The following is a 22,228-nucleotide window of genomic DNA, read 5'->3' as shown; positions in this document are numbered from 1 at the left end:
CTTAATTAATATAAAAAATTTCGGCTTTTAAACCCAATCGTAAATTGTCTTCTAGACTCGCCCGTAAATTGGCCTCTCGTTGGGGCTGTTTTAGAGAATTAAATACTCCCATTTCGGCTTCATCTTCTGCACCTGTACGAATTTCTTCGGCAGTAGTTTGACTAAGTTGGGCATAGTTTGGCTGACCGTATATCGTTGAAGTAAACTTCGGTTTTAAGCGCTCTAGAATCAGCCCTGTTTCTGCAAGATTCGGCTGTCCTCGATTAATTGATATCAAACTTTCACCTTTTAACGCCATATCGGGTTGGCATCGATAGCGGCGTGGCGTGTCGGATTTGTCGGGCAGATATGAAAAGCGAATGCAGCCATTTTGATGCCGCAATACAATTACTTTGTCGGTAAAGATACTGTTGCTGGCTTCTAAATTGCGAACGGTTATCATGCCAAAAACTGTGCTAGTTTTAATTTCAACTTCGCTACCGGGAGCTAAAATAACTTGCGGTTCTTGTTCTTCCGATTTGGTTAATTCTTTGTCGATAATGCTGTTAGTAATTGTCAATTTTGGAACCCTATTGTTGAGGAAAATGGGGCCGCAAATACTCTGATCGAGTACAATTTCTAAACAGGCGTTATCCCATTGAGTTGTAGTAATTTCTCCAACGGTTGCCGGTTCTAATTTTTGGGGACACCGCCAACGCTGGAGGCTTTGCCAAACCTGCGAAACTCGATTTTGTAGTTGTTGAGTCGCAGGTTGTAGCAGTTGAGTTGGGTTAAATTCTGGGGAAATATTGCTTAACCCCACATCCCGGCGAATGGACTGCCAAACCCAATTTAAGGAATATTTGGTCAGGGCGATCGCATCGAACCCTTCCCCGATGTTAGCATCAACGGAAGGAAGCGATCCGGGTTCTACATAAAGCCCGCCATCCTCTGGAACAAGAGTACAATGTTTAATATTTAACCGTTTCAAATTCCCCGCCAAAACTGTAATTTTACCTTCTAGTAATAGTCCATTTAAAGTTAGTTCGCCCGGTTTTGTATCGTCAGATATCGCAATTCCCCGCACTGATAAATTACCCTGTAAATGAGGACGACAACCATCAGCAGCGATAATCTGAAGGTGTTTTTCATCGGGTACGATAATAGACAAATCCCCTTCGTAGGTGCAGTTATCTGCGATTAAAATAGTAGCCGTTTTGGTGTCAGGTTCTTCAGGCACAATTCCTAAATGTTGCCATCCTCGCCCTTTTGGATTAACAGGAGAAAGAGGTAATCCGGGTTGGCTTTGGTCGGAAATAAATAAAATTAGCGTTTGACCCGAATAGGCGCTGAGATCGAACTGAATTTCTTTTTCTAAACAGATTGTTTTTCCCCATTTATTGAGCAACATTCCGGGAGAAACAGCAATGATAGATCCTTCGGCATTCACCAACCTAACGTTTAAACCGTTGATTGTAATCCGGTCTGAAATTTTTTTCCCGTTTACTTCCTTTAACTGCGACTGAATATGAGTTTTTTCATCGGAATTTTTGACAAGTTCTACAGTTTCCAAATAAAAGCAATTTGAGTGAAATTCTCTTGGGGAATCTTCCCCGTTAAACGCCTCAACTTCCCACCGCTTTTTCCGGCGTGTTGTTTTCTGAAAAACCAGGTGTTGAGTTTGACCGCGAGCCAAACTTAAATTAATCGAAAAGTTGTTGGGAATAGTTAGCGATCGCCCCCGTTCATCGACAACCGTTCCTGCTGTAATTATCGCTTCTAATTTTCCGGGTTTTAGCTTAACTTCTAATCCCTGCAAAATTCCCGGCTGAAATTGAAAACATTGGCGAATCTTCTCGTCAAACTGTGGTTTTTGCTGTTGAGGATTTAGCGCAATATGAATCAGCGGAATAAACGTTCCGCGAGGGAATTCCTCGAAGGCACTTTCCGAAATAAACTCAATTGGTACTTGCTCCGGTTCGGTTACTTGCTTCTCAGAAGGGGGACGATAAAAAATCACTAACCATCCTTTCACATCTTGGGCGAGGTTGAATTTTTGGAGATTAACTGTATAGTTTTTTTCCAAAAGAATCAGCCTTCCTTGGCGATCGACAGCCCGACCGGGGGTAACAATAACTTTTAAGCCTCCCGATTGAACAATCGCTCTCAAACCGCTAATAATACCCGGCTGAAATTCGGGGCGTTTTTTTTCTGAATCTCGCCGTAAAACTTGGACGCTTGGAATCCGAATTTTAGCCAAAGGAATATGAGTCAATTCCTTCAGTTTTTGCCACGCTTCAACGGTTTTGTTCCAGGTTTCAATCGCAGTTTCCAAAGGATTAGCCCCGGCTAAATTGCCTGGTTTAATCTCCCCAAATAAAGCGGAATTATTTTCCGGATTTGATGTAGAAATACTCAGATTATTTCGCCCGTAATAACCGCCACCAATATCGTCAATAAACCCATAACAATAGCTCACTTCTACCCGATCCGGTTCGGGTTGATTCAGAAAAGCGATTCGACCTAACTCGGGGTCTACTGCGACAACTTTTGCAGGTAACGGAGGGTCATCATTATTCCGATCAAATTCCTGAACGGGAATGTTCCAAGCTTGATTTTCCTCTTGATTTTCTAAACTGCAAATGAGGATTTCTTCCGGGGGAATTGGCTCGGGCTGACCGTTAACAAAGATTTGAAATACGGGGTCGTTATCAAAATAGCGAATTCCTTCTAATAATTTTCCTTGTAAGCGATATTGACGGCGTTGTTTGAGTTCGTTTGCCAGTGGAACGCGCCGCAATATTCCCGGTAAATTAATTTCTTCAGCCAGGGTTAAGATATCCGTCTTTCTTCGGGGTTGGTTAAATAATGGCGCATCCAAACCCAAAGGATTAAATGTGTAGCAACGTCTGGTTAAATTAGTCTCAGATTGAAAAATAGCACGGGCTGTGCTGCGATTAATTGGATAACTTCGCAATCTATAGATAAACAAACCAATATTGGCAACGTTATAACGCCCCCCCTGACTGGCGACACGAATATCTGTTGTGTAAGCAGCTTGTTGTTCAAAAGGAGTGCCAATTTGTTCCAATTGATTATTCGCTCGTAAATTGACGGTTGTGCTGTTAAAACGAATATGATTTATGTTTTGGGTGGTTGCAACTAATCGAGCAAATTCTACCGCACGCGATCGCCATCCGGTTACATCTTGGGTTAATTGTTCCAATACCGGAGTTGTTCCTTTTCGTCGTCGATAGGCTATGGTATTGGCAACATAAGCGCGTCGTTCTTGCTGTCCGTAAACTTGGGAATGATCGGCATAAAATTGATGTACATCTAGCAAATCGCCAATGTAAGGAACCGCCCACTCGGAACAAGTTTCAATAAACCAATTCTCATATAAATCGGAAATATCGCCTTCTATCGTCAAAAATTCTTGCTCGATCAAAGCGAGTAACATCCGCAAAGGTTCGCCTTCTGCTGTATCTCGCAACTGATAAATTGCGGGTAGTAATTTATATAAGCGATCGCTAGAAGAAGAGTTCATAAAGTAGGAACTATTGTAAGTTGGATACCAGCAGGATTAAGCAATAATAATTGAGCCGGATGCACCTGATTGTTTAGAGGATCGGAACGGGCCGGTAAAGCCGTCAGGGATTGTTCTAAAGCCTTGCTGCTGCCCACTTGATAAAGTGCATCGAGATCGACTGCAACTATCCCTTCAATATTTTGAATAATTGCAACAACTTCTGATGCTGTTACTGCTTGTGCAAATTGTCGCCGATCAAAGGCAAAATTGCTGTTGAGAGCGGTATGTACTTTGTTTTTAATCGCTTCTGCTTCGTAGCGACGGTCTAGCAGCAATTTAGCTTCTAAGTTGAACAATAGGCGATCGTAGGAATCAACCTGCACTTTTTGTAGGGGATCTCTAGCCAAGTCTATCGCTTCTATTAAGTTGGTGTAAAGATTGGATTCTCGGAGAACTTCCGCACCATTTACAGCCGCGATTGTAATGTGTACTAACTGCGTTTCTTCGTGCCAAAGTTCAACCGCTTGAGCTTTTCCAATTCCCGCAAAACCCCGCACAAAATCTTCAAAGTCTGACAGCGATACAATTCGATCTAATGTTCGCACGGTTGAAGGCGCTTTAGTGCGAGCTTCCTCTAGTGATTCCGGTGCAGATGCTCCCGTCGCGGGAACGGGATTTGTTACCTCTAGAATTCCCAGGGGACGGGTTTTCAGCAGGCTTAAGCGATCGACACCCAAATTGCCATCAAGACCGATACCACTGCGATAGGTTGCGGTGATATTTTCCTCACCGGTTGGCAGTCGGGAACCTTGAATTCCATCACCAAAAGTAACACTTGTTGTACCATCATTTTCTATTCGGATCATATAACTTTGGTCTTGTGCAGTTAGGGAATAGAGGGAGGGGACTTCTTGCCAAAGTACGCCGTTAACTCGCACTTCTAAAGTGCTATCCGCTCCGCTTGCGGTTTTTCTCGAAACATAAGTCAGGGGAGGTTTTTTCAGGGTAAAACGTTGATTGGTTATATTACCATCTCCACTTCCCAGCACTTCTTCAATGGTTTCGCCGTGAGTTGCTTGTACTACATTGGCATAAATTTTTACTGTTGTTGGGTCGTAGGCATTTTTGAGCGGTTCTTGCAGAGTTAAAACGGGTTTTTGTTGGTCGGTGGGAGGAGATTGAATTTGAACAACTTCGCCGACAAACTCACTATCTTCACCCGCTGAAAGTAAGGTTATATCTTCGGAAGATACTGTTGTTAAATCTCCTTGAAAGCCATCTTTGTCCATCAGCTTCCACCGGGTTTGTGAGTCTTGTACTAAAGGGGGTTCCAACAGTTGCAGCACCTCTCCCCCCTTTACTGATTTGTTACTAAAATCATTGACAAGCTCTAAATCTTTCCTTAACTGAATTCTAATGCGTTGACCACTGACAATTAACGTTTGATTGGGTTGCAATCCTTGCACAAAATCGTTGAGTAAAATCGTTTTGTCTTGAATTGGATCTTGAAAAATTTCCTGTTGGCGATCGCTTACGGTAAGCAATTCTTTAGCTAACTCTAATTCCTCGCTACGAACCAGGGCGATCGCACTTCGTAGCCCAAAATATTTTGGATTAACAGGCGTATTTAGTTGAATACGAGTAATTTTTGCATTCAAGCCAAAATCCCGGCGCGAAATCGTTGAAATATTCTCAACTTTGGAAGCAAAAAACTTGGGGGTGTCTTTCTTTTGATCGGATTCAGAATTGCGATCATCAAAGACTACAAACCAACTATCTTTTAGAACTTGGGGATATAGGGTATCAAAATCGATCAGTTTCGGATCGGTAATTTGAAAGCCGGGCCAGTCTCTTATTTCTTCTCTTCTCCTTCTTTCAATTCCATCTGTTGTATCATCGGTTGTGACTGCTGATGATATAAAACCAGCAAACTTACTACCTGCAAATATTTTTTTCTGGGTTGGCAATGTTTTCAAAGCAAGAGCGGTGAAATTTTGTGTTGATAGATTCCGATCAACTAAAGTCCAATTAACGCCACTTTCAGCATTACTGTTGGTTGAGAAAAAGATGCCTTTATTGGTGGCAGCAAAGAGATAACGATTACCAGAATATTCATAGGTTGCTAGTGAATAAACAGTACAGCCTGACAGCGTACTATCGTTGATAACTTCCCAACTGTCTCCGCAGTTTAACGAACGATAAACACCTGTATTCGTTCCGGCAAAGATAAAATTTTTATTTGCATTTGAGCGATAACTAACTAATGAATAAACAGTTTTTTGATCGAGAGCAGTATTTTTACATTCATTCCAGCTATTTCCAAAATCTGGACTACAATAAACACCTCTATCTGTTCCAGCAAAGAGACGCTTTCCTAAATAAAAAATAGTTGTTCCCACGGTTACGGAAGAATCAAACTCGGCATCAAGTATAAATGAGTATTTATCAGTACCAGATATCTCAACAATCTTTCTAACTTTTTTGCCTGCTCTAATAACATCACCAACTTGCGGAGAACGACTGAATTTTGTATCGGATACGGTGATTGTAGCTTCGGAAGAGCTTTTGATTTTAGCTGTTCCTATAAAACAATCAGGTTCAATTAGGAGAGAATAGACTGTTCTGTTAGATAAATTTTTTGCTTCCCAATCTTTTCCCTGATTGGTTGAGAGAAAAATACCGTCATCTGTGCCGACAAATATATAGTCATTATAAGTAAGCACTGAACGGACAATCGTGTTGGGTAAACTTGTATTAATGGATACTAAGTTTGCCTGTGAATTTTCATTAGTTTGAGGTGTTATTTGCTGGATTTTAACGGAACCAATATTAATTGGAACCCAAGTTTCTCCGCCATCTTTGGAACGAAAAACACCGCCCCCAGGAGTACCCGCAAACAAAGGATTTCTCGAATTTTCAGGATTTGTATAAAGCGTTTGAATATTCAGATTTGTTAAACCATTATTGACGGGTTCCCAATTATTACCGTTATCTTTAGATCGATAAATTCCTTTACCCGCAGTACCAGCAAAGAGAATACCATCCCAAATTGTCAAACAAAGGATGTCTGCATTTGGTAAACCTTTACTAACAGACTGCCATTCTGTGCCATTGTCTGAGGACTTAAAAACACCCCATTGAACCGAGACATTTTTGGCTTCAATTGCAGCCAATTTCACCTCAGCAGTCATGTCTTCCCAAGCCGGCGCATTGTAACCGAAAAGATTGGCTTTTTGCCGAAATGCAAATACTTTTGGATTGCGTAGCGGAGTTTCTGGAGGATTTAGATATTCTTCCCATTTTACCAGGGTATATCCCGCTTGGGTATCTTCTTTGACATCGGTTATAGGCAGCAGATAAGTGTGAATTTCCGGCTCTTCATCAACTAACAGTAAATAATCCCCGGCTTTCAACTGATTACTAATACCATTGAGATAAAGTTGACGAGTATTAATAGTAATATTTTGGGGGCGACTGGGACGGGGTTTTATGATATTCCAATCGACGTGTGCGGTGAATTCTTCAGTTGTTTCAAAAGTTTGGGGTAACTCATCTTTACCGGGAACGCTCATTATTTGCGTACCTTTGGGAATTGTTGCTTCTTTGGGAGAACCGGGCGCATCTTCAACAGTAAAGGTAAGAAATGTGCTGGCTGCTACACCGGGTTTGAGTTCATAACCGATCGCCCTTGCCAATTCTAGCACCGATAATCGTTCGGTTGCTGTGCGTAAATAGCCCTCATTGGCAATTCGTTCTTGATAAAAAGTTAACACCTCCGCAACGATTGCCCAAGCATCCAAAAGTGCGATCGCCGGATCGTCATCTAACCGCGTGGTTAGCTTCGCCAAAGGTGCCGATTTTGATGTTTCCTGAGAAGGCAATATACTCGGTAAAAGACTCAGCAACCGACGGCGAAAACTTGCATAATTAGAAATTCGATAAGCGATTTCTGGCAAGCCGGGGCGATTTTCTGGTTTTTTCGGGGTATTATTTCCAGGGTTCATAAACCGCCCTCCAAATTGAATTCTATTCTGCCGTTTTCGGGTTGATTGGGAATATTGTATAAGCGGGCAATTTCTAACCGTTCAAACTGTATTTTTCCGATTTCTACTTCCCGGTTAGAGGGTTCGCCCCACCGTTGAAAACGGGTGACTTTTACCGATTCCACTCCCGAGACTTGCACGGCGGCTGCAATCACTTGACTGACATAAATCGATTCGCCGAAACTCAAGCGATCGCTATTAAAAAATCCTAATTGATCGTTGGCTAAAACTCGATTGCTGAAAGCATCTAACAGCGCTTTTTTAACGTTACTGCGGAAATAATTGGGTTGAACTTGTACCGTCATCGCCATATCCAAAGGAACGAAGCGAGGGCTATCAATTTCAAGATCGTGTCCGGCGAGTCGAAATTGTTCTAAAAAGTCGAGTAAATTGCGTTTAAATTCTTCATCAACTGCCCGTCCTCCCTCTCGGTCTACAGTGATAAAAATCGTGTGCCAACTGCCCGTCCAGCGTCGGGTTGCTATGGCTTTTTGTACGCCGGGATACTGTTCGGCAGCAGCAGCATAGTCCGCTTCTGTAACGGCGCGTTTTTGTTCTCGAAATGCTTGCGGTGCATAAAGGCGAACTTGTTCAATTGATTCGGGTTCAGTTCCGCCTTTTGCAGGTATTGGATTACGAACAGTTTTAATTGCTTTTTGAACATTTATAATCTTGGGGCGATCTTCTGTTTTGAGATTTTCAGGTTGAATAAAAATGCTGACGATCGCATCTGCACCCACATTACCCCCACGTCCATTTCCGACCCGATAACAAGCGTATAAAGGATGATTTTGTTGCGGTTTTTTGCCTAAAATACCATCCCCAAAACGAAGGTAAACCCGCCCGTCATCTTCCGTTTCTACGACAAAATCGCGGGCAAAGCGATCGCTAACTAATAAATCCCCTTGATATTGCCAACTAACGCCCGCTTCTCGATCAATATTTGGGGGTTGATTTTCCCAAAGTGCGATCGCCGGACGCGCATTTCTCAGTTGCCATTGCATCGCCTCACTTGCAGAAGCATTCGGATCGAAAATCATCCATTGTCTTTGACGATTCTGCACGTAACCTTGTTGAGTTAAAGCGCCTTTTTTTAAGCGGGGTCTTAACCGTTCCCAACCCGGATTTTCGAGGAGATTTTCCGGGGGAAGCGATCGCCCCGCATCCACCAAAACCACATTACCCCTCGCCACACTGATCTTCTCAATTACTTGATCTTCCGAGTTGATATTAGAAATATATAAATCGAAGGGTAAAGCGTCTGCAACGTGCCATGTTATCTCAACGATTTTTTTGTTATTCAAAGGATCTATAGCGCTTTCTACTTTGGTTAAACGCACGGCATGGCGATTGTTTGGGTTAGCATCTCTTTTTTTGCCTGTCTCCCTTCCCAGCACTTCTTCAAACACCAGTATATTGCCGGGTTTTAGCCATTTTGAAACGAATTGTTCTGTTGTATCTTGTTCTGTTGTATCCTGTAAAGTCGCTTGAGTTGAACCCCGCAACAAACAGAATTGCTTGCTATCCCAAGTGTAGAAGTGAATCGTATTTAAACAGTGATAAAGGGTAATATCATGCAGGGATTCAAATACTTGTGCGCCGGCGTTTAAAGCGGCGTTAAATTGTTCGCGATCAACTACGCTATTGGAAAAATTTGTTTGGGTTAAAAATTGCACTCCCGGACGATTTTCTTCCGGGCAAGCCCCTAATAATTTAACTCCGTCTAGATCATTATTTTTATTATTTTCAACTTCAAGTGCTACCCAAGCACGGGCATTGCAACCCTCGTGCATTAAGTAGTCCAGCAAGCGAGCGTGACGACGCACAGAAACCCGTTTCCGTGCAGTTCCTAAATAAGCTTCCGTTGCGACTGCATCTTGATAATAACTCAAATAATCGGCAGCGTGAGCCAATATTTCTACCAGCATAATCCCTAAATCTGCCGGATTCCGTTCCTGCCATTGGGGTATCGTTACCGCCAGTCGGTCCAACATTAATCGCCGGAAACTCGCATAATCTTTTGCCAAGTAATCAATAACGGGTGGAGGCAGTTCTTTTTCCGGTAATGGTTCGGGTTCTTTGCAGTCAAATTCGCTGATTTCATCCGCCCAAAAAGAAAAATCAATTTGAGAAAGTAGCGGGTCAAAACCTGCCGGCGGAGTTGGCGATGGGGAAGATTTCACCAAACGTAGAGTATAGGTGGAATAATCGCCCGCCCTATCCACTCGCACCGTTAATTCATTCTCAGAATAACTAACAGATTCAACTTGCAGATTTTCCAAGCGAGTTCCCCCAGTTATCAGAATATTTTCTGCTTTTAAATCTGCCGGAGGATGGATAAAATAAACGATTAACGTTTGGCGATCGCCACCGATTTCAAGGTAATCAATCCCATTCAAGCGGGGGAATCCGTTGGGCCGATTTTGGATCAGTTTTCGTCGGCGTTCATTTTGACAACGGTACTGCACATTCATGGCTCAAACCTCACGGGAGAACTGCGCTATTTGTCGTTGCTGGTTGCGTCGCACAACGTATTGAACTGTTACTTCTAATTTCGATTCTACAGGTTCAATATCGATGGCTTCTACCTCGATCAAATCGCCCAACCATTCCTCCAATGCACCCTGTACTAAAAACTGAGTTGCTGCTGCTAATTCGCTGTTATTGGGTGAAAATAAAAGTTGTTGCAACCCGCTGCCAAAATCCGGGCGATTAACTCTTTCCCCTGGCGATGTCAGGAGTACCTGTTCGATTAATTGACGAATGTGCATTTCGCTATCGGCTTCTGCAATTCGTCCGCGTCCATCAATTCGGAAGGGGTAGTTAATATCCATTACATTCCCTTAACCCGAAGTTGGGCTAGAAGTACGGTTAGCGGCGTTCCGGTGGGGACGCAAATGGCTTGACTATCTTGCAGTAATACGGGCATTCCCATCACTTTTACTCGCATTGCTGCGACGATCCAATTGCCGAGGATGCAAGGGCCAACGTTCGCGGGTGGGGGAGGATTGACGCAACCGGCGATCGCATAAGGTGGGCCTTGGGTGGTCACGGGCATTCCCATGACTCTCACTCTGGGATTGGGTACCGTCGGTTTTGCCTGTCCCCCGTGAGCGCAAATCACAGTAGAACCAATATTTAATAAAAAACCTGGCATTTATTTCTCCTTAAGTTACTTCTAAAGCCCCGTTATTTACATTCACACCCACCGGAGAAAGTTTAATATTTGCGATCGGATAATTGAGTTCAATTCCCGATGGTGCAATCTTGATCTTGCCGGGGGTACTGCTCAATTCAACGCCGGAAGAACTCACCTTCGCCGTCGCCGGAGAATTGGCGATTTCAACTCCCGAAGACGTTGATAACTTCAAGGTTGCCGGATTGCAATTCATTTCGATACTATTGGCGGTGAGTTTGATTTCTATCGAACTTTCTTTAAGTTGAATACTATCGGAAGCAATCGTTACGGTCGATGATTGTCCGCTTTTTAATTCTATCGTTTCCGCCATCAGTTTGGCAACGGTTTTATTATTATTATTGAGTTCAATACCGTCCGCATTAAAAACCATTTTTAACGGTTTATCCACGACGGGTTTATTCACTTCAACGGTTAATCCTTTGTTGCCGCCCAAATTGCTCAAAGTAATCGTAATTCCATCCGTTTTAAAAACTTGCACCTTGGCAGGTTCGTCAACTTTAGCATTTTGAGGGAGTTCGTTTTCGCCCCAAAAACAACCGCTCCAGATGGGATAATCCGGATCGCCGCCTTCAAATTCTACCCAAACATTAGTATCAAGCGGCGGAATCGTAAAAAAACCCACATCTTTACCCGCATAAGGCGTGCAAGGCATCGCCCAACTTTGGCGACCCTCACCAAAAATTGCCGGAACGCTGACCTGAATTCGACCCAAATTTAAAGGGTCTTTATTGCCCGTAACTTTGCCCCGATATTTGCCGAAAAATTCTGTCATACTGGTAGTATTTGTACGGTTGTTCCGATACCATCGCGGGTGATGGTGAAGTTTTGTGTGTATTCCCCCTGACTGATTTTATGGGTAACGCTTTTGACGTAATAAAGACCGTCATAAGTCGCACCAACACCCCGCAAACCGACTAATTTTCTAGCTTGTAAAAGAGCGCCGTAACGCAGGGTATTTAATTCTCCTGTGACTGTTATTACCTTGTCTACTGATCGGTCGGCGAGCGCTTGAATTCGTGCATCTGCTTGTGCCGTTTCCCGACCGGTTTCGCGATACATTTGTATTCGTCGATAAGCTTGTTTGCTTAGGGAAGGTTGGGCGGCCAAAGAAGGGCGATCGCTGCTATTTTCTTGTAAAGGTCGGATTTTGTTGGTTTTGCGATCCTGAACGCTTCCTTTAACCGCAGTTGCAGATAAAGCATTGTTCTGAAAACTAATCGAATCTACATTGGTAAAAGACTCCATATTTACGGTTAACGCTTTTTGCGGTTTATCTTTCCGTTGCGGTGGTCCCCAATAGGCTGTATTTTGACCCGATGCCGGCCCCGGAGTCACATAAAAAACGTAAGCAAAGCGCCGTGCAATCGTTTTGAGATATTCTAAATCCGTACCCTGTTGGGATGGAATGCGTTCGTTTTTAGTGGGTTGATCTCGAAAAGGTGGTTTAGTCACTTTAGGAATTAAACCGAATTTAGAATAATTTCCAATAATCACCCGGGCAATAGTCGCTTCATCTTGGGCAGTATGTTCAACGGATTTTTCTTCTAAATCCATCATCACGCTAACATCTTCACCCGTAATTGTAAAGGTTGAATTTCCCGGTGTAAAGCTGGGTGAAAACTCCTGGTGGGTAATGATCCCATCCATCAAAACTTTTGCTTTTGCGCCCAAATTCACGATTAAAATAACCCGGTTAAAAACGGCAAACAGGGGATCTTTAATCAGTTTATAATCTAGCAAACTCTCCTTACCTGCCCTGCCGACTTGGAAAGTAATTTGAAAACCCGAATATCCCTCATCGCTGTGGGTGACTTCCACACTTTTGAACGCTTCCATCAGATAACCGGGAGCGGGGCGGGGCGTGTTTTTACCGATTAATAAGGTTAGGGTAATTCCAAAAGGCATGGTAATTCCTTTAAACCTGCGGGATGGGAATCCGGATCGTTTCCCCGATTTCCGAAGTGAGTTCGGTGGGGTTCATGGTGTTGTTGGCATCACAAATTTGCCAAAATTCCTCGGAATCGCCGAGGGTTTTATAGGCAATTAAGTCTAAGCGATCACCTTCTACAAAGGTAACTTCTTGCGCCAATGGCATTGTTTTTCCTTGGGGAAGAAAGCGACGGCGTATGTAGGAAATTTTTCGTCCGTCGGCGGCGATGTAATCGGCCGTTTCTAGATTGTAATAGCGACTGTTTGAATCGAACATAACAGCAAACAATTAAGATGTCAATTGATTAGCGATCCGCCCAATGAACCGAGACTGCTAAGAGTCGCTTTATTTGCCATAAGTTCTTTAGTGATATGATGGGCGAGGAACAGCTTGGCACCCCTATTCCACGGCAAATCACTATAGTTTAGAACTCGCAAGCTTAAAGAGACTTTAGCCATAATCGGATTGAGGTTAACGTCGTAAGCTTCTTCAGTAATACTGTAATTAGTTAACTGAACGGGTAGCACCCTTTTATAACCCCAAACGAGCAAAGTTAAAGGTGCCTCTGGAAACCCAATTTCGATCCGGCCAATCTTAGCTTGCAACAGATTAGTCACCATCTGAATGCTTGTGGGATAAACCAAACATTCCAAAGCCGATAGTTGGGGATAAATGCCGAATTCGACCGCTGTTTTCTCTCCTTTTTCAAGTTGGTCGGTGGCATCAAGTTCGATATCGAGTTGAATGCTTTCTCTAGGCGCTCCTTTGATGTATAACGCCTCCGCTTTTGCCCCGTTTCCTTCTGACATTTGGGGGTCGAGGGAGCGTGTAATCGTATCTGGATTGTACTGGAAGGCAATTGAACTAACCATTTGCCGAGTGGTTAAATCGACCGCAACAATTGCTCCCTTCAGTGATTTGGGCGAACCCGGAAAAGATGTCAAAACAAAGGCCTCCTTGAGGATGTCTTGTTATCCTCAACTCAAGTATTAATTTATGGCCAGATTATCGGATGACGAGGCGATGCAATTCCTGATTTCTATGCTTATGAATGATACTACGTTAAAAGCTGAGGTGGGTTAATTATGAAGGGTATTTATAATTTATTTACACTTTTTAATAATTGCGGACTTGGCTTTAAGAATTGCATGAAATCCCTTTCTTGATGTTAAACTTTGATAAAAAGAATGAGAGAACAATTCACCACCTATGACAAACAAATCAAACACTCTTACTTCTTACTGTTCAACAAGCAGTCTAGGGCGTTACTTAACCGTAGATGAAACCACCGTTTATGCCTATTCAATTGGCCAATTCTTTTCACTGGTTGCGAAATTAATTTGGCTTTTTATTCTACTCGGACTTTTGGGTGCCAGCCTGGTAGTCTGGATCTGGATCGTTAGCTTCCGAAATGGATGGGGTCTTTGGGATTGGGTATGGGCTAATCGTACTAAAACGGAGTCGCAAATCGCGGCGGGAGTTTCCTACGGTTTGATTATCAGCCTAGTAACTCCATTTGTGCTGTTATTCAACTGGGCGCAAAAATTGCTGAAACGGGCGAATTTATTACCGGAATCCTTTCCGGATCAAATTAACCTTCTTAAAATCGTTGAAAAGCAGTTACAAATTCCGTTGGGAAATCGGTTTCCTTTTTTACTAAAGTCTCAGGAACAGCCTTCTGCTGAAGAAACTCAATCAAATCAATGATGGGTTCTCAAGAGTTGGTAGCAAGTCAGGCTGTTTTTTTGATAGGGGTTGGGGTGCCGTTCAAAAACTAAGCGTTTCCTGAATTAGTCGAATCAGCAGTTTGAGTTTTTTTCAGGGTGCTGCCATTTTCTATAGTTTTAAAAACGTTAGCCAGCAGGCCCAAAATAAAGGCGAAGATGGCGGGAATAACAACGACATAGACAAAGATTTTCAGCAACATAGGGCGATTTTCCAAAATCTACTTTTTATTATCTAACACGCCGGCGGGTTCCGGGTTGAAGTTTACAGAAAATTACGGTTTTTTGGGTTATTTTTGGGATGGGGAACTCGCGATCGCCGTAGCCGTTGGGTGTGAAGGCATTGCATAACGCACCAATAGTAGAATAGGTTGGCGATCGCATAACAAACCGATTAACTGTAGTGGACCGACACGGCTAAAAATGTGCTTTCGTGTAGGGTGAGTTAGGCGGCTAAAACCCAGGCTGTTATGGCAATCTAGCAATCCACCATTTAAGGTGTGTCGGTTCAGTAGGGTGTGTTAACCTTGTCGTAATCCACCGCTCGTCAGCTAGAATTACAATTACCTTTTCTATCGGCAGCGAAGCCTGTGCTAGTGCGCCAGTCCAGTAAAAGAGGTTGACAATGGCTAAAGATGTTTTCCATCAACAAGTTAAAAATGCTTTAATTAAAGACAGATGGAATATTACCCATGATCCTCTAACGATTCGGATTAGTGAAGCTGTCAAATTACAAATTGATTTGGCAGCAGAAAGTATGATCGCAGCCGAACGGGAGTCAGAAAAAATAGCTGTAGAAATTAAAAGCTTTATTGGAGACTCAGATATTAGTGCCTTTCATACTGCATTGGGGCAATATCTTAACTATTGCCAAGCAATTGAAGAACAAGAACCCGATAGAATTGTTTATTTAGCCATTCCTGTGGAAACCTATCAGGATTTTTTTCAGCTTTCCTTTATTCAACGTTCTCTGAAACGTTTCCAAGTCAAGCTGATGATTTACGATCCTAAACAGGAGGAGATAAAGCAATGGATAAAGTAGAACAGTATCGACAATTTATTCAGCAAATTTTGACCGAACACGCCCAAATTGCTACCCCTACTGATACAGTCAAAGCGGAGTTAATATTTGATACCGAACGTGACCATTATCAACTCGCCTATGTGGGTTGGCAAGGAGATAAGCGGGTTTTTGGCCCCGTGATGCACTTTGATATTCAAGAGGGCAAAATCTGGATTCAATATAACGGTACGGAAGATTTGGTTGCAGAAAGATTAGTTGAGATGGGTGTACCAACAACAGATATTGTTCTCGGTTTTCATTCCGCTTTTAAACGCCAATTTTCTCGTTATGCAGTGGGTTAAAGATGGCGATCGCATTCTATCTTCGGTGCTACCCAATCAAAAGATTATGCAATATCGTCGGGCAAAAAAACCTGGGGAAACTTATTTTTTTACCCTTGTTTCCCACCACCGTCGTCCGATTTTGGGTGTATCTGAAAATATAGATTGACTCAGGGAAGCTTTTCGGTATGTGATGAAACAACATCCCTTTAAAATTGATGCGATCGCCATTCTGCCAGAGCATCTCCATTGTATTGGACGTTACCCGAAAATGACGCCAATTTTTCAACTCGTTGGCGGTTAATCAAAAGCTATTTTAGTCGTAAATGTCATGTTTTTTATCAAGGAAAAATGACCTCATCTCGACAACAAAAGGGAGAAAAAGCGATTTGGCAACGTCGATTTTGGGAGCATCAAATTTGTGATGAGCGAGATTTTGTCAATCATTTGGAATATACTTACTATAATCCCGTCCATCATGGATTAGTTTTTGCGCCGAAAGATTGGCAATATTCGAGTTTTCACCGTTATGTGGAAGCAGGGAGTTTATGATTTGATGTGGGGGGCTGAGGAAAGGTTAATTTTTAATGACGATATTGGCAAGGAATAAAGGGTAGGTTGGGTAGAACGATAGTGAAACCCAACAAATCAACATATTTGATGGGAGTATATAATGTTGGGTTTCGTTCTTCTACCCAACCTACAAGATCGGGCGATCAAACTACAAGATCAGGCGATCGCACTTCAATTAGTAATTGCCAAGATTTTTGTATTGAATCCTGAAATAGATGAAAAGTCACCTTTAAGAATACTTTTAGCTTGATTGAGTAAAACAAATTTGTCTTGATCACCACCGGGTTTATCGGGATGATATTCAAGAGCCAGTTTTTTAAAGGTTTTATCCACATCTTTAAGTGAACCCTTCGTTAAGGGAAGTCCCATGAAATTCAAGGCATTAGCAATTGCTCTCCGTATTTCAGGTGCTTTGAGAAGTGGTTCTCGTGACGGTTCTATTGTCGAGACAATTCCTTTCTCCTTCTCAGGCCTTAAATACTCTAGTATTGCTTGGAGATCCCTTTCATTAAAACCTTTTGGAAGAGAACTGATTTCTATTGGCTTATCAACACCTAGTTTTCTTCCAGGAGCCCAATCAGGTCTCCTATCGAATTGTGGTTGTTTTTTTAAGTGTTTCCCTGATCTTGTTGGTGGTTCAAATACTCCTAGTCGTTCATACCCGCTTGCCTTTCCACCTGCTTTTGTTCTACCTTGAGCATGATGATGCCAAGCAGTCATTCTTTCACCTCCTTCGCTATCTGGTTCTTCCATATACCTGACTTGATAACCTAACATAGCCATTGCTTCCAGGTTCCCGCTTCTAAATCCTAGGTGTTTTACTTCCTGAAAGTTTCGGTGGAGAAAATCATAAAGCTTGAATTGTCCAAAACGGGTGTTTCCTCCCCATGCCCGCAAAGCATCCGAATCTTCTGTCCAGAACTCTGTAAGGTTGAAGACCTTTCCGGCATTAAGTTTGGTGTTAATCTTGTTAGCAATTCCATCATATTTTTGCCCTTTTCCCGGTGTGTAGCCCCTATCCCCTGCTATGATAACCGCATCATATTTTTGAGCAGCTTCTACTGCAATTTGTTCAATACCTGTATAGCTGGAATCATGTTCTAGGTGAATATCTCCTTTTTTACCGCTAAATCGAGACCATAAGACAGCTACATTACTCCCTTTCGTCGGTACTCCCTTCTCCGTCAACCATATTTCTATTTCATTATCCTTAGATTCGTTTATATCCCATGCTTTTTTTAATTTTTGACGCATTTTATCCGAGAATTTTTCTGCAACGTAATCTGTCCCACCTGTTACTGATTTGATATCTTCTTTTTTGATTTTGCTAGTTGATTTTGAGTTGCCAAGAACTTGTTGCTCAATTCTTAACGCTTCTTTTCTCAAATCTGCTCCTGCGCTCCGTACATCATCAACTTGAATTAAATGGATTCTTGCTCCATCTATTCCGGAATCTAAATAAAATTCTTGAATTGATAGGGCTTTATCTGTAGGGTCATGAACTGGACCACGGCCACCTGCAATCACGACATGAGCATTATCATCATCAATTAAAGCAGCAACAATTCCAAACATATCTCCAGTGGCATACCCGGGCTGCATTATTGTATGTCGTTGAACAACCATACTTTCATTATCAGCCAGATTCATGCCAAACAATTGTGCAGAATTACTTATCGAAGAAATATCTCCAGAAGTACAATGTGCGACTTTTGCTCCTATCACATTCGCTTCCTTCTCCAACCCCTGATCATCATTAACCTGTACCCCCTTCATTTGCATCGTCGGTTTCACCCTTCCCTGCATCTGCTGAACAACGTGCCATGCTTCATGGGGTAAATGTTTCTCTTGTCCGGGTGCGACATGAATCTCTGTCCCTTGCGTATAAGCTAAAGCCTGTAATTGGGCTGGTTTGGGCGAATTATAATGAACTCTGACATTATCTAAAGAATACCCCGATAGATTTTCGACTCCTGCTTTGAGATCATCGGGTAATCCGGTTTGGTTGGGAGTTTGTGATACTTCCTTTGGCAAACCCGCTCTATCAATCGGCACCATACTAAAATCATGCACAAACCGCGACGGGTTCAACCCTCCCGACTCCACCTCCTGAGTCGCTTCCTCCTCCTTCTGTGCCACCGCACGCACCGCCGCACGCTGTAAAACCCCACTACTCAAAGGAGTCTCACCCTTCGACTGCCCATTAACCCGACCCACTTGCCGACCACTCATAAACTCATCCCTCCATAAATCGCTTGGGCAATTTCCCGCCCCAACTGCATCGGATTGCTAGAATTCGTCAAACTCAAGTTCGCAGGCAACTGGGGAATCGTCCCGCCCGTTTGTAGATGCTCGGGCAACCCGTTGACCCTCACCAACCGGGCCAACTCCGCCTCTATCGCCGCCTGTAACTTCACCCTTTGACTCGATGATACATCCACACCCGACAAAATCAACCGTTCAATCTGAATTTCTAATTTCATCCCCTCCCCCCCGTCTCCGCCGAAACCCGAAAATCCGCCTCATTAATCATCCTCCCCATCTTGCGAAACTCCGTCCTCGCCGCCGCCAACACCCACTCCATCGTTACCGGAGTCCCCGCCTTCGCCGCCAAAAACGCCGCATTCAACGCGATATTATGGATATTCGCCCCCGTTAAATTAAACTGAGCCAATCGATTCCAATCCAATTCCTCTATCGGCGCTCGTTGCGGAAACACCTTCTCCCACATCCGCAGGCGTTCCTTCACCCCCGGAAAGGGAAAATCCACCATAAACCGCAACCGCCGCACAAACGCCCCATCCAAAGCGCTCTTAATATTGGTCGCCAAAATCGCCAACCCGCGAAACGCTTCCAACCGCTGCAACAAATAATTAATCTCAATATTGGCATAGCGGTCATGGCTGTCCTTCACCTCACTCCGCTTCCCAAATAACGCATCCGCCTCATCAAAAAACAAAATCGCCCCCCCATCTTCCGCCGCATCAAACAACCTGCGTAAATTCTTCTCCGTTTCCCCGATATACTTGCTCACCACCCCCGACAAATCAATCCGGTACAAATTCAACCGCAAATCCTTCGCTATCACCTCCGCCGCCATCGTCTTCCCCGTCCCGCTTTCCCCCGCAAACAACGCCGTCACCCCCAACCCCCGATTCATCCGTTCCCGAAACCCCCACTCGTCATACACCACCCCCCGATGCCGCACCTGGTCCGCAATTTGTCGCAGCAACCCCAACTCCTCCTCCGGCAACACAATATCATCCCAACTCGCCTTCACCTCCAACCGTTGCGCCAGCGCATCCAACTGCGGACGAGTACAAGCCAAACACCCCTCCCACAATCGCTCTGTCAACCCTTCCCTTTCCCCCTTCCCCTTTCCCCTTTCCCCTTTTCCTGCTATCTGCCAAATATCCACCAAATTCAAGTTAAATTGACTCGCCAGTTGCCTCGCAATCCCCCGCACCTCTTCCCTTTCCCCTTTCCCCTTTCCCCCTTCCCCCTCTTCCAAAACCCGCTCCCAAGCCTCCCGCTGCTCCCCAGGCGTCGGCTTCGCCACCTCAAACGTCACCGTCCGCCGTTCCAGCGCCAACCCACTCTCCCGCACGTCCAAAAAGAAAATCCCCTGACTGCGACTCAAAAACCGCCGCAACGCCGCCATTCCCCCCGGATTCGCCTCATCCCACCCCTGCACGTCCACATACAAAGCCAAAGGCAACAACAAACTTTCCCGCTGCCAAAGCCGCGCCAACGTTTCCAACTCCGTCCCCTGCGTCGGCAACAACTCCAACGGCAACCGGTACAAACGCAGCCCCAACCCTTGACAAATTTCCAAAACTATGCTAATCTTACTTTGCTTGTCAATTCCCGTCAACTGCCAAACCGGAAACTCCCCCTCCTCGACGGCCGTTTTAATCTGCCACGCGATCGCCTCGACCACCTCGCGCCCGGAAGCCGGCAAGGGTAAAATCCCCTCTCCCGTTCCTCCCTGACTCGGTTCGACGGGAGACACCAACGCCGCCAAGCGGTCATCGAGATAATTCAATCCTTTCAAATAGTTAACAATCCGCTCATCTGCTCGCAAAGCGCTCGCCGTCAGGGGTTGATTCCCCACCTGATGAATCTCGATCAACCGCCAGTAGCGCAGGGGACGTTCCGGCAAAACCGCACCCCATTCCGGGTTCTCAAAGCAAGCCATCGCCAGCGCCAACGTCGGATAAGGTCGGTGGGGGTTATCTTGAGCCTCGGCGCAAAGTTGGGGAATGCGGGTATCAAACTCCATCGCCGCACACAGCAGCAACACCCACTGCTCAAATTCCGACAATCCCAACCGTTGACTCAATAATATCAAAGCCGGCGTCAACTTCCCCGCCGCCGCTTCCATTTCTGTCTGGGCTTGCTCTATTTCTTCGCGCCAGTTAAAATTCTGTTGGCTATCGTCAACATTCCCCTTCACCGATTCCGCCAACCCAACCAAACGCAACCGCAGCCATTTCAGCGCCGCCGCCAAATATTGATTATTTCTCCGGTGCCAATCACTTAAACCAGCCATGACAACCTCGTGAATTTTTGGGGAAAGGGAAAGGGGAAAAGGGTTTCGTCGTACCCTCAACCTCTATCGGTTTGCCTTTTTGCCAAGCCGTTCGCGCACCCGTAATCTGGCTTTATCCTTGGGAATTGATAGTTTTTTAGATATCAAATTCCAAGATATTCTTATTTGGCGCGATCGTCACTATCCATGCGGCAAATTCGTGTTAAGTTCCGCGATCGCCTGCCAACGATTCTACCCCTCAAAAAAGTCCTTGACTTGCCTCCGCCAGGGTAGAATGTTCGTCAGAATAAGAGTTACTAGATTTAAGGGACTGTATTCTGTGGATGATTGGCAACCGAGAACAGTAAAACCATCTCCTCAAGGATTTTTCAGCCGCCGAACCGGGTGGACTGCTTTGTTAATGAGTCTGGCTTTGGTCGCTATCATTGGCTTATCTCTGTCTCAGGGAAGCGTCAGCATCAATGGCCCCGAACTCTGGCAAGCCATTCTCCATCGGGGTAGCGAAGTCAATCAAACCATTATCTGGGAGTTGCGTTTACCCCGCGTCATTGCCGCCTTGGTTGTGGGTGCGGCTTTGGGAGCATCCGGCGCCTTGATGCAGGGAATGTTACGCAACGGTTTGGCGAGTCCCTTTCTGTTGGGAATTTCGGCCGGGGCGGGGTTGGTGGCCGTTACTCTGTTGAGTTTGGGGTTTTGGCAGCAATGGGTTCCTCTGGGCGCTTGGTTGGGGGCGATGCTGACCACCTTATTTGTTTATTTGCTGGCCCGCCAAGGTTCAACCCTTTCCGTCGAACGTTTGCTTTTGGGCGGTGTGGCGGTCAGCGCTTTATTTGGAGCGCTTCAATCTGCTTTATTATTAATTAGCGACGATGGTCGGGTTCAGTCGGCGTTAACTTGGCTGGTGGGGAGTTTAAACGGACGGGGATGGCAAGAAGTTCAAATTGCCGGACCTTATGTTTTAATTGCCCTAATTTTTAGTTGTTTGCTGGCTTCTTCGATTAATTTGCTCAATTTGGGGGATGATTTATCCGTTGGTTTGGGTCTTTCTCCCCTGCGGGCTAGAGCTTTAATTGGAGCAACTGCCGCGTTGTTAGCCGCAGGAGCGGTGAGCATGGCGGGGTTAATTGGTTTTGTGGGGTTAATTGTGCCTCACGGGGTCAGGTTATTGGTTGGCACCGACTACCGAGTTGTACTGCCGTTTTCTGCGGTTGGCGGAGCGTTTGTTTTGGCTTTTGCAGATTTATTATCTCGTTTGGGAACGGTTGAACTTCCGGTGGGAATTGTTACCGCTTTTTTGGGGTCTCCCGTGTTTATTTGGTTGCTTTATCGCCGTTCGGGAATGGGAGGAGTTTAAC

The 22,228-nt window shown here is 44.5% G+C and carries 20 protein-coding genes; 6 read left to right on the top strand and 14 right to left on the bottom strand.

Annotated features, from left to right (window positions below):
- Position 1: 1 nt before the first annotated feature.
- From ACL6C3_RS12460 to ACL6C3_RS12420, 9 genes are read right to left on the bottom strand one after another with little or no spacing between them, the layout of a single operon-like run.
- Positions 2–3,526, bottom strand: coding sequence for a hypothetical protein (locus tag ACL6C3_RS12460; protein WP_413167479.1), 3,525 nt, complete (start codon positions 3,524–3,526; stop codon positions 2–4).
- Entirely contained in the window at positions 3,523–7,512 is a 3,990-nt protein-coding gene (locus ACL6C3_RS12455; protein ID WP_413167478.1) for a putative baseplate assembly protein, read from the bottom strand. The genes ACL6C3_RS12460 and ACL6C3_RS12455 overlap by 4 nt, the downstream gene beginning before the upstream one ends.
- Positions 7,509–10,025: a baseplate J/gp47 family protein gene (locus ACL6C3_RS12450; RefSeq protein ID WP_413167477.1), complete on the bottom strand. Its 2,517-nt coding sequence runs from the start codon at positions 10,023–10,025 to the stop codon at positions 7,509–7,511. Before ACL6C3_RS12450 ends, ACL6C3_RS12455 begins: the two co-directional genes overlap by 4 nt.
- 3 nt (positions 10,026–10,028) lie before the next feature.
- On the bottom strand, positions 10,029–10,385 hold the full coding sequence (locus ACL6C3_RS12445; protein ID WP_413167476.1) for a GPW/gp25 family protein: 357 nt from the start codon (positions 10,383–10,385) through the stop codon (positions 10,029–10,031).
- Positions 10,385–10,708 (bottom strand): hypothetical protein, encoded by a 324-nt coding sequence (locus ACL6C3_RS12440; protein WP_413167475.1) that lies wholly within the window; start codon positions 10,706–10,708, stop codon positions 10,385–10,387. Before ACL6C3_RS12440 ends, ACL6C3_RS12445 begins: the two co-directional genes overlap by 1 nt.
- A 10-nt stretch (positions 10,709–10,718) precedes the next feature.
- Positions 10,719–11,522 carry a phage baseplate assembly protein V gene (locus ACL6C3_RS12435; RefSeq protein ID WP_413167474.1) on the bottom strand — a complete coding sequence of 268 codons (804 nt, stop codon included), beginning with the start codon at positions 11,520–11,522 and terminating at the stop codon, positions 10,719–10,721.
- Entirely contained in the window at positions 11,519–12,655 is a 1,137-nt protein-coding gene (locus ACL6C3_RS12430; RefSeq protein WP_413167473.1) for a phage late control D family protein, read from the bottom strand. The genes ACL6C3_RS12435 and ACL6C3_RS12430 overlap by 4 nt, the downstream gene beginning before the upstream one ends.
- A gap of 10 nt (positions 12,656–12,665) precedes the next feature.
- Positions 12,666–12,956, bottom strand: a complete 291-nt coding sequence (locus ACL6C3_RS12425) for a LysM domain-containing protein (RefSeq protein WP_413167472.1) — start codon at positions 12,954–12,956, stop codon at positions 12,666–12,668.
- A 20-nt stretch (positions 12,957–12,976) separates the two neighbouring features.
- A complete protein-coding gene (locus tag ACL6C3_RS12420) occupies positions 12,977–13,624 on the bottom strand; it encodes a hypothetical protein (protein WP_413167471.1) in 648 nt (215 codons plus the stop codon).
- A 265-nt stretch (positions 13,625–13,889) separates the two neighbouring features.
- Between ACL6C3_RS12420 and ACL6C3_RS12415 the strand changes: the two genes are divergently transcribed.
- Complete coding sequence (locus ACL6C3_RS12415) at positions 13,890–14,387, top strand: hypothetical protein (RefSeq protein WP_413167470.1); 498 nt, start codon at positions 13,890–13,892, stop codon at positions 14,385–14,387.
- Positions 14,388–14,454: 67 nt separating this feature from the next.
- Here the strand turns inward: ACL6C3_RS12415 and ACL6C3_RS12410 are convergent, their stop codons facing one another.
- Together ACL6C3_RS12410 and ACL6C3_RS12405 are read right to left on the bottom strand one after the other, a co-directional pair.
- Complete coding sequence (locus tag ACL6C3_RS12410; protein ID WP_413167469.1) at positions 14,455–14,607, bottom strand: hypothetical protein; 153 nt, start codon at positions 14,605–14,607, stop codon at positions 14,455–14,457.
- Positions 14,608–14,635: 28 nt separating this feature from the next.
- Positions 14,636–14,788, bottom strand: a complete 153-nt coding sequence (locus ACL6C3_RS12405) for a hypothetical protein (protein ID WP_413167468.1) — start codon at positions 14,786–14,788, stop codon at positions 14,636–14,638.
- A 241-nt stretch (positions 14,789–15,029) separates the two neighbouring features.
- On the opposite strand from ACL6C3_RS12405, the gene ACL6C3_RS12400 reads away from it, so the two are divergent.
- From ACL6C3_RS12400 to ACL6C3_RS12385, 4 genes are all read left to right on the top strand, one after another.
- Positions 15,030–15,446, top strand: coding sequence for a XisH family protein (locus ACL6C3_RS12400; protein ID WP_413167467.1), 417 nt, complete (start codon positions 15,030–15,032; stop codon positions 15,444–15,446).
- The gene (locus tag ACL6C3_RS12395) at positions 15,434–15,769 is read left to right on the top strand and encodes a XisI protein (RefSeq protein WP_413167466.1); all 336 of its coding nucleotides are present in this window, start codon (positions 15,434–15,436) and stop codon (positions 15,767–15,769) included. Before ACL6C3_RS12400 ends, ACL6C3_RS12395 begins: the two co-directional genes overlap by 13 nt.
- Positions 15,756–15,917: a hypothetical protein gene (locus ACL6C3_RS12390; RefSeq protein WP_413167465.1), complete on the top strand. Its 162-nt coding sequence runs from the start codon at positions 15,756–15,758 to the stop codon at positions 15,915–15,917. The genes ACL6C3_RS12395 and ACL6C3_RS12390 overlap by 14 nt, the downstream gene beginning before the upstream one ends.
- A 134-nt stretch (positions 15,918–16,051) precedes the next feature.
- On the top strand, positions 16,052–16,300 hold the full coding sequence (locus ACL6C3_RS12385; RefSeq protein ID WP_413168313.1) for an REP-associated tyrosine transposase: 249 nt from the start codon (positions 16,052–16,054) through the stop codon (positions 16,298–16,300).
- A gap of 192 nt (positions 16,301–16,492) precedes the next feature.
- On the opposite strand, the gene ACL6C3_RS12380 is transcribed toward ACL6C3_RS12385, so the two are convergent.
- Genes ACL6C3_RS12380 through ACL6C3_RS12370 form a run of 3 tightly spaced genes read right to left on the bottom strand, consistent with a single transcriptional unit; the run spans position 16,493 to position 20,873 of the window.
- Complete coding sequence (locus tag ACL6C3_RS12380; RefSeq protein ID WP_413167464.1) at positions 16,493–18,553, bottom strand: DUF4157 domain-containing protein; 2,061 nt, start codon at positions 18,551–18,553, stop codon at positions 16,493–16,495.
- Entirely contained in the window at positions 18,550–18,804 is a 255-nt protein-coding gene (locus tag ACL6C3_RS12375; RefSeq protein WP_413167463.1) for a hypothetical protein, read from the bottom strand. Before ACL6C3_RS12375 ends, ACL6C3_RS12380 begins: the two co-directional genes overlap by 4 nt.
- A complete protein-coding gene (locus ACL6C3_RS12370) occupies positions 18,801–20,873 on the bottom strand; it encodes an ATP-binding protein (protein ID WP_413167462.1) in 2,073 nt (690 codons plus the stop codon). Before ACL6C3_RS12370 ends, ACL6C3_RS12375 begins: the two co-directional genes overlap by 4 nt.
- 319 nt (positions 20,874–21,192) lie before the next feature.
- On the opposite strand from ACL6C3_RS12370, the gene ACL6C3_RS12365 reads away from it, so the two are divergent.
- Positions 21,193–22,227: a FecCD family ABC transporter permease gene (locus tag ACL6C3_RS12365; RefSeq protein ID WP_413167461.1), complete on the top strand. Its 1,035-nt coding sequence runs from the start codon at positions 21,193–21,195 to the stop codon at positions 22,225–22,227.
- Position 22,228: the final 1 nt, after the last annotated feature.

The organism is Capilliphycus salinus ALCB114379 (genome assembly GCF_047276495.1).
In the GTDB taxonomy this organism is placed as follows: domain Bacteria; phylum Cyanobacteriota; class Cyanobacteriia; order Cyanobacteriales; family Microcoleaceae; genus Capilliphycus; species Capilliphycus salinus.
Note: the sequence above shows the minus strand (reverse complement) of the source record. Positions and strands in the feature narration are given on the sequence as shown.

Excerpts from the sequence above, each read along its gene's own strand:
- ACL6C3_RS12460 (WP_413167479.1), bottom strand. The coding sequence starts at position 3,526 with ATGAACTCTTCTTCTAGCGATCGCTTATATAAATTACTACCCGCAATT.
- ACL6C3_RS12455 (WP_413167478.1), bottom strand. The coding sequence starts at position 7,512 with ATGAACCCTGGAAATAATACCCCGAAAAAACCAGAAAATCGCCCCGGC.
- ACL6C3_RS12450 (WP_413167477.1), bottom strand. The coding sequence starts at position 10,025 with ATGAATGTGCAGTACCGTTGTCAAAATGAACGCCGACGAAAACTGATC.
- ACL6C3_RS12445 (WP_413167476.1), bottom strand. The coding sequence starts at position 10,385 with ATGGATATTAACTACCCCTTCCGAATTGATGGACGCGGACGAATTGCA.
- ACL6C3_RS12440 (WP_413167475.1), bottom strand. The coding sequence starts at position 10,708 with ATGCCAGGTTTTTTATTAAATATTGGTTCTACTGTGATTTGCGCTCAC.
- ACL6C3_RS12435 (WP_413167474.1), bottom strand. The coding sequence starts at position 11,522 with ATGACAGAATTTTTCGGCAAATATCGGGGCAAAGTTACGGGCAATAAA.
- ACL6C3_RS12430 (WP_413167473.1), bottom strand. The coding sequence starts at position 12,655 with ATGCCTTTTGGAATTACCCTAACCTTATTAATCGGTAAAAACACGCCC.
- ACL6C3_RS12425 (WP_413167472.1), bottom strand. The coding sequence starts at position 12,956 with ATGTTCGATTCAAACAGTCGCTATTACAATCTAGAAACGGCCGATTAC.
- ACL6C3_RS12415 (WP_413167470.1), top strand. The coding sequence starts at position 13,890 with ATGACAAACAAATCAAACACTCTTACTTCTTACTGTTCAACAAGCAGT.
- ACL6C3_RS12410 (WP_413167469.1), bottom strand. The coding sequence starts at position 14,607 with ATGTTGCTGAAAATCTTTGTCTATGTCGTTGTTATTCCCGCCATCTTC.
- ACL6C3_RS12405 (WP_413167468.1), bottom strand. The coding sequence starts at position 14,788 with ATGCGATCGCCAACCTATTCTACTATTGGTGCGTTATGCAATGCCTTC.
- ACL6C3_RS12400 (WP_413167467.1), top strand. The coding sequence starts at position 15,030 with ATGGCTAAAGATGTTTTCCATCAACAAGTTAAAAATGCTTTAATTAAA.
- ACL6C3_RS12395 (WP_413167466.1), top strand. The coding sequence starts at position 15,434 with ATGGATAAAGTAGAACAGTATCGACAATTTATTCAGCAAATTTTGACC.
- ACL6C3_RS12390 (WP_413167465.1), top strand. The coding sequence starts at position 15,756 with ATGCAGTGGGTTAAAGATGGCGATCGCATTCTATCTTCGGTGCTACCC.
- ACL6C3_RS12380 (WP_413167464.1), bottom strand. The coding sequence starts at position 18,553 with ATGAGTGGTCGGCAAGTGGGTCGGGTTAATGGGCAGTCGAAGGGTGAG.
- ACL6C3_RS12375 (WP_413167463.1), bottom strand. The coding sequence starts at position 18,804 with ATGAAATTAGAAATTCAGATTGAACGGTTGATTTTGTCGGGTGTGGAT.
- ACL6C3_RS12370 (WP_413167462.1), bottom strand. The coding sequence starts at position 20,873 with ATGGCTGGTTTAAGTGATTGGCACCGGAGAAATAATCAATATTTGGCG.